11 protein-coding genes are annotated in these 13609 nt (G+C 55.9%); 2 read left to right on the forward strand and 9 right to left on the reverse strand.

The window, feature by feature from the left end; translation table 11 throughout:
- From AC2FNN_RS05085 to AC2FNN_RS05120, 8 genes are all read right to left on the reverse strand, one after another.
- Positions 1-1504, reverse strand: a 1504-nt coding sequence (locus AC2FNN_RS05085) for a M10 family metallopeptidase C-terminal domain-containing protein (protein ID WP_496757027.1), incomplete at its 3' end; no start/stop codon positions are given.
- 468 nt (positions 1505-1972) lie between these two features.
- On the reverse strand, positions 1973-3478 hold the full coding sequence (locus AC2FNN_RS05090; protein WP_496757029.1) for a mannitol dehydrogenase family protein: 1506 nt from the start codon (positions 3476-3478) through the stop codon (positions 1973-1975).
- The gene (locus AC2FNN_RS05095) at positions 3478-4251 is read right to left on the reverse strand and encodes an L-iditol 2-dehydrogenase (RefSeq protein WP_496757031.1); all 774 of its coding nucleotides are present in this window, start codon (positions 4249-4251) and stop codon (positions 3478-3480) included. Before AC2FNN_RS05095 ends, AC2FNN_RS05090 begins: the two co-directional genes overlap by 1 nt.
- The gene (locus tag AC2FNN_RS05100) at positions 4248-5252 is read right to left on the reverse strand and encodes an ABC transporter ATP-binding protein (protein ID WP_496757033.1); all 1005 of its coding nucleotides are present in this window, start codon (positions 5250-5252) and stop codon (positions 4248-4250) included. Before AC2FNN_RS05100 ends, AC2FNN_RS05095 begins: the two co-directional genes overlap by 4 nt.
- 12 nt (positions 5253-5264) lie before the next feature.
- Positions 5265-6095: a carbohydrate ABC transporter permease gene (locus AC2FNN_RS05105; RefSeq protein WP_496757034.1), complete on the reverse strand. Its 831-nt coding sequence runs from the start codon at positions 6093-6095 to the stop codon at positions 5265-5267.
- A gap of 12 nt (positions 6096-6107) precedes the next feature.
- Complete coding sequence (locus tag AC2FNN_RS05110; protein WP_496757035.1) at positions 6108-6974, reverse strand: carbohydrate ABC transporter permease; 867 nt, start codon at positions 6972-6974, stop codon at positions 6108-6110.
- Positions 6975-7081: 107 nt separating this feature from the next.
- Positions 7082-8383: an ABC transporter substrate-binding protein gene (locus AC2FNN_RS05115; RefSeq protein ID WP_496757036.1), complete on the reverse strand. Its 1302-nt coding sequence runs from the start codon at positions 8381-8383 to the stop codon at positions 7082-7084.
- Positions 8384-8478: 95 nt separating this feature from the next.
- A complete protein-coding gene (locus tag AC2FNN_RS05120) occupies positions 8479-9504 on the reverse strand; it encodes a LacI family DNA-binding transcriptional regulator (protein WP_496757129.1) in 1026 nt (341 codons plus the stop codon).
- A gap of 340 nt (positions 9505-9844) precedes the next feature.
- Here AC2FNN_RS05120 and AC2FNN_RS05125 point away from each other — a divergent pair, with 340 nt between their 5' ends.
- Positions 9845-11065, forward strand: coding sequence for an adenylate/guanylate cyclase domain-containing protein (locus tag AC2FNN_RS05125; RefSeq protein WP_496757038.1), 1221 nt, complete (start codon positions 9845-9847; stop codon positions 11063-11065).
- Positions 11066-11416: 351 nt separating this feature from the next.
- On the forward strand, positions 11417-12448 hold the full coding sequence (locus AC2FNN_RS05130; RefSeq protein ID WP_496757040.1) for an IS110 family RNA-guided transposase: 1032 nt from the start codon (positions 11417-11419) through the stop codon (positions 12446-12448).
- Between the two features lie 136 nt (positions 12449-12584).
- On the opposite strand, the gene AC2FNN_RS05135 is transcribed toward AC2FNN_RS05130, so the two are convergent.
- Positions 12585-13565 carry a PhzF family phenazine biosynthesis protein gene (locus AC2FNN_RS05135; RefSeq protein WP_496757041.1) on the reverse strand — a complete coding sequence of 327 codons (981 nt, stop codon included), beginning with the start codon at positions 13563-13565 and terminating at the stop codon, positions 12585-12587.
- Positions 13566-13609 lie beyond the last annotated feature (44 nt).

Consider the following 13609-nt stretch of genomic DNA (forward strand, 5'->3'; position numbering starts at 1 on the left):
CGCCCGAAGCCTCGGCCTGAATGGCCTGCCAGCCGGCAATCGTGTTTTGACCAACCGCCTGGCCATTATATACCAGCGTCACGTTCGAGCTGCCTGCATCCAGAACGTAAATGCCCTGACTTGCGTGTTTCAGTGTGGTGCCGGTCGTCTCGATATCCGAAAGCTGCATGGCAGCTTCGATATTCGAGCGAGTATACGTCTGTGACCCATTCAGGAACTGAATGGCCTCGACATCATCTTCCACCGTAAAGGTGATGCGCGACACGGCATCGATAAATTCGTATTTCGTGCCGTTTTTAATGAACAGATAGTTGCTGATGGCGCTGACAAATCGGACTGTGTCAGCACCGCTTCCTCCGGAAAACAAGCCGCCATTGTTGGTCACAATGGCCCAATCGTCGCCTTCGCCGCCGAAAACCTGGTCAGCGCCGGAACCGTTCGCCAGATAAATGGTGTCGTTCCCCAAGCCGCCATAAACGGTGTTGTTGTTGGTTCCGTCGGACACTGAATAGATTTTGTCGTGACCATAATTGCCATTCAGAACGTTCTGAGCGGTATTCCCGACGATCACATCGTCACCGGTCCCACCGATCGCGTTTTCAATCACAACGCCATGAGCGATTGTAAAGCCGCCCTTTATGCCCTCTGAGTAAGACACTACGCCGCCGCCGGTCTCGGAATAATCCAGTGTTGCCGCCCGCAAGTCGATCCGCGCCTTGGAACTGCCGACATGCTGGATGGTATCGTTTCCACCAGTATCCCAAATAGACTGATAGCCGGTACCCGCAACGTTTGCCCAAGGAAGCGTGTAGGTATTGTTGGCTGAGTTGTGGCTGGTATTGGCGCCATACATCGCCTGCAACGCAGCAATGTCCAAAGCGCCAAGACCTGTTGAACCACCATACGTCGCGTTGACAGAGAGAATTCCGTTCTTTTCGGTCCAGCCATCATTATACGACATCACCGTGTAGACACCCTGATTCAGGCTGCCGGCCCCGAAAGAGTCAAATGGCGATGTGACGCCATTCATCACGGTTGTACCCAAGCCGGTGTCGTGGGGGTGACCCAACCCAAGCGCGTGGCCCAGTTCATGGAGCAATGTAGTAAAGAAAAACCCGCCCGGATCGCCGTTTCCATTTGTTCCGGCGGTCCAGTAAGCTGTGTTGAAAGCGCCTACGGAGGGACCACTTGATGGCGTATAGTGGTAGCCAAGCGTTCTGGGATTTGAAAAAAAGCTGGTGGGCGCAATAACTTCCACCAAGTCGGCTGAAGCGCTGGCGGATTCGACAAACCTCACATTTGCGACGGCTTCAATCGCAGAGAGAGCGGCTCGGAATTCCGCCTTGTATTCCGCAGTCCACGCTTGTGTGCCCGCGTATTGTTCGAAGTGATAAGAAATTGTGGTGGTGGTCGCAGGATTGCCGTCACCGTAGGCAACATAACCTTGTATTGGACTGAGCGGCGAAGAAGCGGAAGGTCTTGGTATTATAGTCGTAGTTGCCATTGCTCAGCCCTGTACCTCGGAAGATTAGATTGCACTCGGATGCACGCTCAAATTGTTCTTTTTATGACAAACTACTATGCACCGATCTTTTTGAAACAGCAGGTGCACCATGTTTCAAATGACACTTTCTTTCAACGGCAGAACCGTCACATAAGTGCAACAGAAACCCGCGATCCTTGGCTGAACCGGGCATCTGCGGCCGAATATGGTTTGGGCGTTCTACCCAGTTTTGCTTCGTTTTTTGTCCGTTCTCGAAGCTTTTGATCCGGTGGCAAACTTTCGCTTGTTCCATGGACTCTGTAGTGGAGGTATGCCCAAAGCGGTGAACCGTTCAGAATCGCCGAGGGTGACATCCACGGCACTTTCGGCAGATAGCAGGCCCCATTTGCGCTGACATCAGACAAAGCTCCAAGGGCCAGATACCGCGCCGCATGGGCCCCGATCGAACCGAGCGCCGTGAATGATTTGTTACGTTGAACCGTTGGCGACAAACTCAGCAATGGCCGCCCGGCTGCCACGCTGCCATATCAGGGTCAGCCAGCGGGCGAAGGCGTTGGAAAACTGTGTACTGATCCCAAAGTCACCGCAGTAGAACCCCTGTTCCAGCCAAAGCTCAGGCTCAGCTTTGGACGCCCGCGCAGTGCTGTTCAGGCTTTCCCACTGGGGATCATTGGGGGTGATCTCGGAGCCGTCCTCACGAATACCCGCACACATCCGGCACCAGAACGCTTCGGCAAGGGCGAGCCCGTTTGCAGAAGACCCTGATGCAAGTGCATCGCGCAGCGACGGCAGCAAAAATCCGGGATGTCTTGCCGATCCGTCGAATGCAACCCTGCGTGTGGTGTCGTGAATCGCCGTGTTTGCAAATCGGCTCTCGATCAACTCAAGGTACTCATTTGCAGTGGTTTCGGGAACCGCTTCGACATGCGGAAGGATTTCTTCGACCTGCACTTTTCGAAAAAACGCCACGATGTCCGGGTCCTTCATACAGTCGGCAATCGTCGGAACACTCAGTATTTCTCCGACATTTGCCAGCAGTTGATGGCCGCCGTTCAAAATACGCAACTTCATGGTCTCGTAACCATGGACGTTGTTGGTCAGTATTGCTCCGACGTTTTCGAGGGGCGGGCGCCCGGCACAGAAGACATCCTCGATGACCCATTGGCGAAAGTTCTCATGCGAGACGGGCGCTCTGTCATCGACGCCAAGGGCGTGGCATTGCGATACCAATTGGTCGGTTGTTGCAGGTACGATGCAATCCACCATCGAGTTCGGAAATGCGCCATGCCTGTCGATCCAGCTGGCCAGTTCCGGGTCGGACATCCGCGCCAATCCCACAACACAGTTTCGCAAAATCGTTCCGTTGCCCTGAAGATTGTCGCAGCTGAGTGCCGTGAACGGGGTCAGCCCCTCGGCGCGCCGTCGTCTGAGCGCCGCAACCATCGCGCCGAAGGCCGTACGGGGCTGATTGGGATTTTCTGCATCATGACGGATATCTGCGTGATCGGAATCGAATGCACCGCTGTTGGCATCCAGAAAATATCCTCCTTCGGTAACAGTCAGCGAAACGATCCGGGTGGCCGGATCGGCCATCGCGTGGATGAGGGCGACGTTGTTTTCTTCGATCGGAAGGTAATCGATCATCGGACCAATCACCTCAGCGGACATTCCGTTCGGTCCCAGCTCGATCAGCGTTGTCAGGCAATCCTGCGCCAGCAATCGTTCTCGCATGACGGCGTCATAGCTTCGCACACCCGCTCCGACGATTGCCCAGTCTTGGGCCAGCCCCTGCTGCATGAGCTGGTGAACATACCAGGCCTGATGCGCGCGATGGAAATTACCCAATCCAATATGAACGATGCCCGGCGTCAGATCCGAACGTTCGTACATCGGGGTCTTCACGGTGGTTGGCAGCTTGGACAGGCTCTCTTGCCGCAGCCGTGCAGGGGTTTTTGCGTTCGCCACAGGGTCCATCAGCTCATCCAATTTCCGCCGTCGACGTTGTAAGTCTGCGCGACGATGTACCTGGCCTCGTCAGAGGCCAGAAAAACCGCCATGCCTGTCAGGTCTTCCGCGCGCCCCATGCGGCCATATGGAACAGCTGCCGCCACTTCATGCTTCTTCTGGCCAAGGGGCTTGCCTTCGTGTTTTGCAAAAAACGCGTCCACGCCATCCCAGTGTTCGCCATCGACGACACCGGGGGCAATCGCATTTACGTTGATCCCATGAGAAATCAGGTTCAGCCCCGCCGATTGGGTCAGGGATATGATCGCCGCCTTGCTGGCGCAGTAGACAGCGACCAAAGGTTCACCCCTTCGCCCGGCCTGCGAGGCCATATTGATAATTCGGCCTTTGGTTCCGTGCACGATCATATGTTTGGCGACGGCCTGCATCGTAAACAGCGCGCCCGCGACGTTGATGTCAAAAACGCGATTGTAGTCGGCGCGCTCGATCTCGACGATTGGTGCGGCGGTGAAGATGGCCGCGTTATTGATCAGAATGTCGATTGGGCCGAATTGCGCCGCGGTTTTGACTATGGCCTGCTCGATGCTCTGCTGGTTGGTCACGTCCATTTCGACAGCGAAAGCTGCCGCGCCAATTCCAGCGACTGCGTCCTGCGCACGTTGGATGTCGATGTCGGCGACGGCGACCCGCGCGCCCTCTGCCACATAGGCCTTGGCAAATGCCAATCCAATGCCCCGCGCAGCCCCGGTGATCAGGGCGGTTTTGCCCGTCAGACGTTTCATTCGATCCGCAGACCATCTGCGTCAAATCTGTGGATCACATCGGCGCGTGGGGTCAGATGAATGCGATCCCCATGGCGGAAACCAACCTCGCCATCGGCACGAACAGTGATTGTCTCGGCCAGTCCGGTGTCGTGGACGTGGAAAAACGTGTCCGAACCAAGATGTTCAGAGACGCTGACACGCCCGGACCATTCTCCTTCGGAGTCCGACACCGCGATGTGTTCCGGTCGAATGCCGATCGTTTGTGCGTCGTGCTTTGCCGCTTCGGGCCCTTCGATAAAGTTCATCTTGGGCGAACCAATGAATCCCGCGACAAACAGGTTGCGTGGCGTTCGGTACAGTTCCAGCGGGCTGCCAACCTGTTCGATCACGCCAGCCTGAAGCACAACGATCTTGTCCGCCATCGTCATGGCTTCGACCTGATCGTGGGTGACGTAGATCATCGTTGTCGCGAGGCGTTCATGCAGCTCGCTGATCTCCAACCGCATGCCAACCCGCAACGCAGCATCGAGGTTTGAAAGCGGTTCATCGAACAGGAACGCGGCCGGTTCACGAACGATTGCCCGACCAATGGCGACGCGCTGTCGCTGACCGCCGGACAACTGGCCCGGGCGGCGATCCAGGTAATCGGTCAGGTTCAGGACACTGGCCGCGCCCTCAACCCGCTTGTCGATTTCAGCCTGATCCAGTTTCGCCATGCGCAGCGGAAATGCGATGTTCTTGCGAACGGTCATATGCGGGTAAAGCGCATAAGACTGGAACACCATTGCCAGCCCTCGCTTGGCGGGCGGCACTTCTGTTGCGTCTGCTCCATCGATTTCTATGTGGCCACTGGTGATATCCTCCAGCCCCGCGATCAGGCGCAGCAGCGTGGATTTACCACAGCCCGAAGGGCCGACGAAAACGGTGAACTCGCCATCTTCAATGGTCAGGTCCAGCGGAGGGATGACCTGAACGTCGCCGAAGCTTTTGGTCACGGACTTGAGTTGTATGCGTCCCATGAGGAATGCTCCTTATTTCACAGCGCCGAAGGTCAGGCCGCGGACAAGTTGTTTCTGGCTGAACCAGCCAAGGATCAGGATGGGTGCTATTGCCATGGTCGAGGCTGCGCTGAGCTTGGCAAAGAACAGGCCCTCGGGGCTGGAATAGCTGGCGATGAAGGCCGTGAGCGGCGCCGCGTCGACGGCTGTCAGATTGAGGGTCCAGAATGCCTCGTTCCACGCAAGGATAAAGTTCAGCAGAACAGTCGAAGCGATGCCGGGAATGGCCATGGGGGTAAGGACATAGAGGATTTCCTCTTTCAGCGTCGCGCCATCCATACGTGCGGCTTCCAGAATTTCCCCCGGAATTTCGCGGAAATAGGTGTAGAGCATCCAGACGATGATCGGCAGGTTGATCAGCATCAGGACAACGACCAGCCCACCGCGCGTGTCCAGCAGACCCAGACGGATGAACAGCAGGTAGATCGGGTAAAGAACGCCAACCGCAGGCAGCATCTTAGTGGACAGCATCCACAGCAGGATGTCCTTGGTGCGCTTGGACGGCACGAAAGCCATGCCCCATGCGGCGGGGACAGCGATGATCACACCCAGTATGGTCGAACCGCCTGCGATGATGACCGAGTTCCACAGGAAACGCATGTAGTTCGAGCGTTCTTGTACGACAGCATAGTTCTCAAGCGTCCAGTCGAAGTTCAGGAACAGTGGCGGGCTTGCGATGGCCTGAGCTTCGGTTTTGAAGCTGGTCAGGATGGTCCAGAGGATCGGGAAAAAGATCAGCAGACCGACGGCCCAGGCCAGGGCAGTGTTCAGCGACTTACGTTGGATTGTGACGGTGCGGGCCATGGTTTTACCTCCTCACGCGTCCAGGTTCTTGCCGACGATGCGCATCAGGAAGATCGCAACGATATTGGCAAGAATGATGGCGTAGACACCTCCGGCTGATCCAAGGCCGACATTCTGGCTTTCCAACACGCGCTGGAAGATCAGGTAGGTGAGTGTACGGGTGCCGAATGCGCCGCCGGTGGTCACGAAGATCTCGGCGAAGATCGACAAAAGAAAGATTGTCTGGATCAGGATCACGATGGTAATCGCGCGGCTTAGGTGCGGCAGAATGATGTGGTAGAACCGCTTCAGGACCGGCGCGCCGTCCATCTCTGCCGCTTCCAACTGCTCGCTGTCCAGCGACTGGATCGCGGTCAACAGGATTAACGTTGCAAAGGGCAGCCATTGCCACGAAACGATCATGATGATCGAGGTCATCGACGCTTCGGACAACCACGAGATCGGCTCGGCCCCGAAAAAACGCCACAGATGGGCCAGCAACCCGTTAACCGGGTCCATGAACATGTTTTTCCAGACCAACGCAGACACGGTGGGCATGACGAAGAACGGCGCGATGACAAGGATGCGGACAATGCCTTGCCCCCACATCGGCTGATCCAGCAGCATAGCGAGCAGGATGCCCAGTAGGACCGTAATCGCCAACACGCCGACAACAATGACAAGCGTTGCCTGTACGGCGGGCCAGAACGAACTGGATGAAACAAATCGGATGTAGTTGTCGAAGCCCACCCATCCGAGATCACCGCCCCGCAAGGGAAGGTATTTCTTGAAGGAAAAATACAGGGTCATCGTCAGCGGCACGAGCATCCAGCCAAGCAGCAGCACCACTGCGGGTGCCATCATCAGGCGTGCAACTGATCTGGAATGTTGAGTTGCCATTGTGCAAGACCTCTCTGTTCAGGCGTAAGGCAGCCTGCGAGAAAAACACGAATTGTGGAAGTGAAGAGCAGGGGACAAATCACCTGTCCCCCGCTGGGAAGGTTGCCTCAGTACCCTGCGGCTTCCATCTCTTCGGCTGTAAAGGCCTGCGCTTTGGCAAGCGCCTCATCCACCGTTTGCTGTCCGGCATAGACGGCCGAGAACTCCTGGCTGACTTGCGTGGCGATACCGGCAAATTCCGGGATAGCCGCAAATTGAATGCCAACATAAGGCACCGGCTTCACTGTCGGGTTGCTTGGATCGGCAGACAGGATCGAGTTCAACGTCATCTGAGCGAATGGAACTTCCTGATAGTTGGGGTTTTCGTACAGCGATTTGCGTGCACCCGGCGGCACGTTCGCCCAACCTTCGGCTGCGGCAACCAATTCAATATAGTCCTTGGACGTTGCCCACTCGATGAATTGCTTGGCTGCATCCTGTTTCTGTGTGCCCGCTGGAATGGCCAGCGCCCAGGCCCAGAGCCAGTTGGACCGCTTGCCCAGACCGGTGTCCGGCGCCAGTGCAAAGCCAACGTGATCCGCCACTGTCGAGTCGTTGGGGTTGGTCACGAAAGAGGCTGCAACTGTCGCATCGATCCACATGCCGCACTTGCCCTGCTGGAACAGCGACAGGTTTTCATTGAAGCCGTTGGTGGCATATCCGGCCGGGCCGGATTCCGACATCATTCCAACGTAGAAATTCAGCGTTTCCGCCCATTCGGGCTGGTCGAATTGCGGCTTCCAGTCTTCGTCAAACCAACGTGCACCAAACGAGTTGGACATGGCCGTAATGAACGCGCCACCTTCACCCCAACCCGCCTTGCCACGCAGGCAGATGCCGTTGATGTCGTTGTCGCGATCGGTCATGGCAGCCGCCGCCTCGCGGATGAACTGCCACGTCGGCGCCTCAGGCATCTCCATCCCGGCCTTTTCCATCAGGTCGGTGCGATACATGATCATCGAGCTTTCGCCATAGAACGGTGCTGCATAAAGCGTGCCGTCATGGCTCAGGCCACCCGCCATCGCAGGAAGCAGGTCGCCGACATCATATTCCTCAGACAGTCCATCCAAAGGAACCAACCAGCCATTTGCGCCCCAGATCGGCGTTTCGTACATGCCGATGGTCATGATATCGAACTGACCGCCCTTGGTGGTGATGTCGGTGGTAACACGCTGACGCAGGACATTTTCCTCCAGCGTCACCCATTCCACGTCGATACCAGTCGCCTCGGTGAAGTTGTCGGTATAGCCCTGCATCCGGATCATGTCGCCATTATTGACGGTTGCGATCGTGATCGTTTCCGCATGGGCCGCGGCCGTTGCGACAAAGGTCAATGCCGTCGCCGCACGAAGTGCGTTCTTCAAATACATCCTTGTCCTCCCTGAGCTTGGATGTCGTACTCGGAAAGTAGTGTGTAATTTGTCGCGGCGTCAATAAAAACTTTACGCGCGTTAAAAAATAGAAGCTACGCAGAATCCCTCAATATCAATCTTGCGGGGAACAGCGTTTCCGATCGCTCCTGAAATTTCCCCCCACTTTCAATGAGTTGGAATAGGGTTTCGACACTGCGCGCCGCTACATTGTCATAGTCATGCGCTGCCGTTGTCAGGGAAGGACATGTAAATTTTGCGAACGGGTGCCCATCATTCGAAGCTACACGCAACGTACAATCCTCTTTCCGACCGACCCGAATCCCCTGTTCGTAGCAAGCGGCAAGAAAGCCGATGGCGAGCCGGTCGTTGCTACACAGAACCGAGTTCGTTCTCAATTGACCTTCCTCCAAGATCTTCATCGTGCCTCTGTGTCCAATTTCTTCAAACGCCCAACCTTTGCCATCAACCTTGAGAATATGCGGCTCATGTCCGAGGCGCTCCATGATTTCGACATACGCCTTGCGCCGTTTGTTGGCATTGGGGTTCGCGGGTGTTCGCATTTCGAAAAAGGACGGGGGTTCACCAGTGCGGGTCATGTATTCGACGGTTTGCGACACAAAGCTAAAGTTATCCGATCCGACAAAGGCTGCTCCCAGACCATCAAGATTGCTGTCGAACAGAACGGTCGGCACATTGGCACAGAATTTCTCGATCGCAGATCTGTCTGAAATTCGGCCCAAAGGGGCCAAAAGAACACCGGCGGGTTTCATCGATTGCAAGCCGTCCAGAATTTCGTTCTCCAGCTTCTGCTCGCCATAAGAGCTGAACAGGGACGGCCGATAACCTGCCGCAATGCAACTTTGTTCCAGATAGCGTGCAATCTCGACAAAGAACGGATCGGCCAGATAGGGCACGACAATGCCGATATTCTTGGTCAGCTTCCGGTTCTGGTTCACGGCATAGATGTTCGGGCGATAGTCGAACCGTTCAAGCGCCTCTTCGATGCGGGCCCGTGTCGTGGGGCGTACGCTGTCAGGATCGTGGAAGTATTTGGATACCGTGGGGCGCGAGATGCCGCTGAGCGCTGCAAACTCTTCCATGTTCTTTATCTTGGTCATGCCAGTCTGCCTGCCGGTTTTGTTCGCCATGAACTTATCATAGATTTACATATTCTTTGCGCGCGCTAATAAATCAATAGCCAGAGCGGCCTCGTGCAATCAGCGTGCGACAAGACGTTCAAAAGGATTTCGAGAGCGACGCCGCCCTTTTGGTGAGGTTCATTCAAATTGCGCAAAGACCGTATCCAGGAAGGTCTGCGTGTGGCTGGGCCGGCGCTTGTGGCCAATAACTGTCAACCGAACAGCAGGCTTGGATGGGGTAAGAAAAAGGCTAGAATAATATGATCGAACACTGAACCCAAGTTCTTGGTGACCTTGTCTAAGCGATTGGTTTTAAACAATGGATGCTATTGCCCAACTGACCAATTGGATGATTGCCGAGGGGCGTCGTTCGGATGACCCGGAAAAAGTGGTGTCATATCTTTGTTCGTCTCTGATCGAGGCGGGTGTGCCGCTCTGGCGGGTCAATATAGGTCAGCGTTTCGCCAATCCGCTGCTCATCGCATGGGGAATCGTTTGGACACCGGATGGCACCGAAAGCTATGACGTGACACATGAGACCATGCTGACGGATGGGTATGTCGGCAGCTCGTTCGAATACATTCTTGAACACCGGAAGCCACTTCACAAAAGTCTGCGGCAATTGGACCCCGGGACCGAGCACTCGTCATATCTTGATTTCGCCGGGCTGGGTGGCACCGATTACTATGCCACGCTGCTTTATTACGGAGACGGTTCGCTGCACGGCTGTACTTTTGTCACCCGGTCGCCAGAAGGCTTCTCGCCCCGGCATCTGGAAATGATTGAGGATGCGTTGCCCGCTCTGTCCTCTGCTCTTGAACCTGTAACCATGCGCAAGTCGTCCAAAGGTCTTCTGAGAACCTATCTTGGCGATGGGCCCTCTGATGCTGTGTGGAACGGGCGGATCAAGCGAGGGGAACGCACAACCCTTGACGCAGTTGTCATGTTCTCTGACCTGCGCGGTTTCACCGCTCTTTCGGACAGGGCATCGGAAGAAGACGTTTTCGACATGTTGAGTGGATACTTCGATCTGGTCGTACAGTCCGTCGAAGAGAATGGCGGCGACATTCTCAAGTTCATGGGGGACGGCATTCTGTCGATATTCACTGTCGCGACACAGCAAGATTTGAACGCCCAATGCAAAAGGGCAGCACGGGCCGCTCAAAGTGTATTGACCGGTTTGGCCGCACTCAACCATCGCCGCGAAGAGGCTCAGAAGCCGCCGTTGGACATAGGCATCGGGATCAATGTCGGGCAGGTGAGCTATGGCAATATCGGCAGTCCCGGCAGGCTGGATTTCACTGTTCTGGGCAGAGCGGTCAACCTCGCAAGCCGTATCGAGGGGTTGACGAAATCCCTGGGCCACCGAGTTCTGGCGACGTCAGCCGTTGCTGCTGCGTCGCCTGGACTGTTCTCAGCTTGTGGGTTTCACGAAGTTCGAGGGCTTGCCGGATCCATCGAGTTGTATTCTCTCGTCGAGAAGGAGCATCAAGGCAGCCCTATACCGGATCGCCGCATTGATCCGGACAACACGGATTGAGAACCGTAAGCTTCTAAGTTGTCCGCAATGCCCGATTTCGATTTGGGCTGCGGGCGGCCAGGCCTCGCACTGCGTTGACTAAGCTGCCGTCGCAAGACACTTGGACGAGACGTATTCGCGCTCAAAGACCTGGGCGCATCCGAAGCTGGTGCTGCGGACACACCTGGCATTTTCGCGTCACAAAGCAATCCGGGCCGAGGTCATGGCTTTTCCGTAACCACCCGCCATGAGGCCCGTGATTGCACCATTCTCGATATCAAGATTGATGGGGTGGATGCTCCCTCCCGCAACGGCATCGCAATGTGCCAGACTGGCTTTGTGAGAAGTCAGTTCAAAGGAAAGGAAGCATCCATGTCAGAGATTAGCATTCTGGCCGTCGACCTTGCAAAGCACTCGTTTCAAGTCTGCGCGACCACGGCAGAAGGCGCTGTCGTCTTCAATCGCAAATTCACCCGTGGCAAGTTAGAGCAGCTGCTCACCGAACATCCGATTTGTCTGGTTGCCATGGAAGCTTGCGCGACCAGCCACCATTGGGGCCGTTTCGCCACAGAGCTTGGTCACGACGTGAGGCTGATCCCGCCGATCTATGTGAAACCGTTCGTCAAACGGTCTGCCAAAAACGACGCCAATGACGCTGCCGCGATCGCGACGGCAGTGCGTCAGCCGGGCATGAGGTTTGTAAAGGTCAAAAGCCAAGAGCAGCAGAGCCATGCCGTGCTGTTCCGCACCCATCAAACTCTTACGCGTCAGAGGGCACAGCTCATCATCACATTGCGCGGCCACCTGGCCGAGCACGGGGTCATTGTCGCCAAAGGGAATGCTGCCTTGCTCGACTTCGAGAACACTTTGGAAAGTGAGAAGGAACTCGTACCAGTTTTGGTTCTGGAGGCGGCGCGGCTGTACTACCATCACATCGAACAGCTGGCGCAGTCCATCGCCACGCTTGAACGGCAGATGGCCGAAGCAACGAAATGCGACGAAGACATGCGACGCCTGCGAACAATGCCCGGCATCGGACCAATCAACGCGGCGGCGTTTATGGCATTTGCACCGCCGATGGAAAGCTTCCGTCGCGGGCGTGATTTCGCCGCTTGGCTTGGGTTGGTTCCGAGACAGCTTTCAACGGGTGGCAAAACCCGATTGGGCCGTGTCAGCAAAATGGGTCAATCCGATCTCAGGCGATTACTGATCACCGGCGCGACGGTCTGCATTCGATGGGCGCGATGGAAAGGGATCAGGCCAGACAGCTGGCTCGGGCGACTACTCGAACGCAAACAAGGAACGCTCGCAGCCGTCGCATTGGCAAACAAGATGGCACGAATTCTTTGGGCCATGGTCACGAAGAAACAGGATTATCGCGGAGGACTGGTGGAATATGCCTGATAACGCGCAAAGATTCGGGCTGGTCAACTCAAGCTGACCAATTCCGGAGAGTGAGGAGATCTACGACGATTATGGGAACCAGGATCGGCTGATCCACTAAGGGAAAACCATCTAAAGGTCAGGGACGAAGTGAGTCCTAAAGATCGATTTGGACCCTCGGTGATCGAACACCATAACGGCCCGTGGCAGTTCTGAGCCACATCTCATGAGGCCTGACACACGACCGATACCGATAACTGAGACCCAGAAATCCGTCCGAAATCGCCTTGCGAAACCGGGAGCATCCACACACGACCTTTATCAAGCTTGGGCTTGCCGGGTTCATAAACACCCCTTGTTCGATTTCAAAAGATCGCTGAGACGTGCCGCCGAAATCATGCAACACGCATGCAAGTGGCCCGGCCGCCATCCCCGTGGCGGCTTCTTCATCTATCGCGTATCTGGGTGCGAACATACGGGTTGTGGCGTCCCGGCTGGTGATTGAAGGGTCTTTCGTGAATACGTAATAGCCAATCAGATCCAGTTGCTCGCTGATTTGCTTGATTTTGGCCAATTCTGGTCTGATTTTGGCAAGGGTTGCTGCATCCGATAGACCGACGACGATAAAGCTGTTGCCGGTATTGACCAAAACCGGAGCAAACCTCTGATCCAGGTCAGTTTTGTCGACCCCGAGAGAGCTCAGCATATCGTCGAGTTTCACGCCCTTTTCGATCCATTCCCGTGCACCCGAATAGCGTGGGGCCAGTTGTTCCATATAGGCGGCGCCGTCTTTCATGAGTATGCGCCTGGGGCCATCAACAGTTTCCTTGGACGTATCGGGTTTGTGAATCCGGCCCAGCGCATCGAGGTGAGAGAAGGCGGCGATTGTTGCATGACCGCAATGAGCGATGCGTCGGTTCGGTGTGAAGAAATCCAGCTTGAAGCCTTCCGTCTCGGACCGGGAGACAAACGCCGTCTCGGACAATCCAACCCTTGCCGCCACGGTTTGCATATCTTGCGCGCTCAATTCATCAGCGTCCAGAACGACGCCTGCGGGATTTCCTCCGGCGCCACCGTCGACAAACCCGTGCACGATTTCAACCGTTACTTCCTTGCCTGTGTTTGCTTGCGTGCTCATTGATCATCTCCAAACGTGAGGCCGCGCCCTTGATCGAGGCGCGG

This window comes from Ruegeria sp. BHSA118 (genome assembly GCF_059613405.1).

What these genes read in the sequence shown, in the direction of transcription:
- AC2FNN_RS05105 (WP_496757034.1), bottom strand. Translation starts at nt 6,095, where the DNA reads ATGGCCCGCACCGTCACAATCCAACGTAAGTCGCTGAACACTGCCCTG.
- AC2FNN_RS05120 (WP_496757129.1), bottom strand. Translation starts at nt 9,504, where the DNA reads ATGACCAAGATAAAGAACATGGAAGAGTTTGCAGCGCTCAGCGGCATC.
- AC2FNN_RS05100 (WP_496757033.1), bottom strand. Translation starts at nt 5,252, where the DNA reads ATGGGACGCATACAACTCAAGTCCGTGACCAAAAGCTTCGGCGACGTT.
- AC2FNN_RS05135 (WP_496757041.1), bottom strand. Translation starts at nt 13,565, where the DNA reads ATGAGCACGCAAGCAAACACAGGCAAGGAAGTAACGGTTGAAATCGTG.
- AC2FNN_RS05130 (WP_496757040.1), top strand. Translation starts at nt 11,417, where the DNA reads ATGTCAGAGATTAGCATTCTGGCCGTCGACCTTGCAAAGCACTCGTTT.
- AC2FNN_RS05090 (WP_496757029.1), bottom strand. Translation starts at nt 3,478, where the DNA reads ATGGACCCTGTGGCGAACGCAAAAACCCCTGCACGGCTGCGGCAAGAG.
- AC2FNN_RS05095 (WP_496757031.1), bottom strand. Translation starts at nt 4,251, where the DNA reads ATGAAACGTCTGACGGGCAAAACCGCCCTGATCACCGGGGCTGCGCGG.
- AC2FNN_RS05125 (WP_496757038.1), top strand. Translation starts at nt 9,845, where the DNA reads ATGGATGCTATTGCCCAACTGACCAATTGGATGATTGCCGAGGGGCGT.
- AC2FNN_RS05115 (WP_496757036.1), bottom strand. Translation starts at nt 8,383, where the DNA reads ATGTATTTGAAGAACGCACTTCGTGCGGCGACGGCATTGACCTTTGTC.
- AC2FNN_RS05110 (WP_496757035.1), bottom strand. Translation starts at nt 6,974, where the DNA reads ATGGCAACTCAACATTCCAGATCAGTTGCACGCCTGATGATGGCACCC.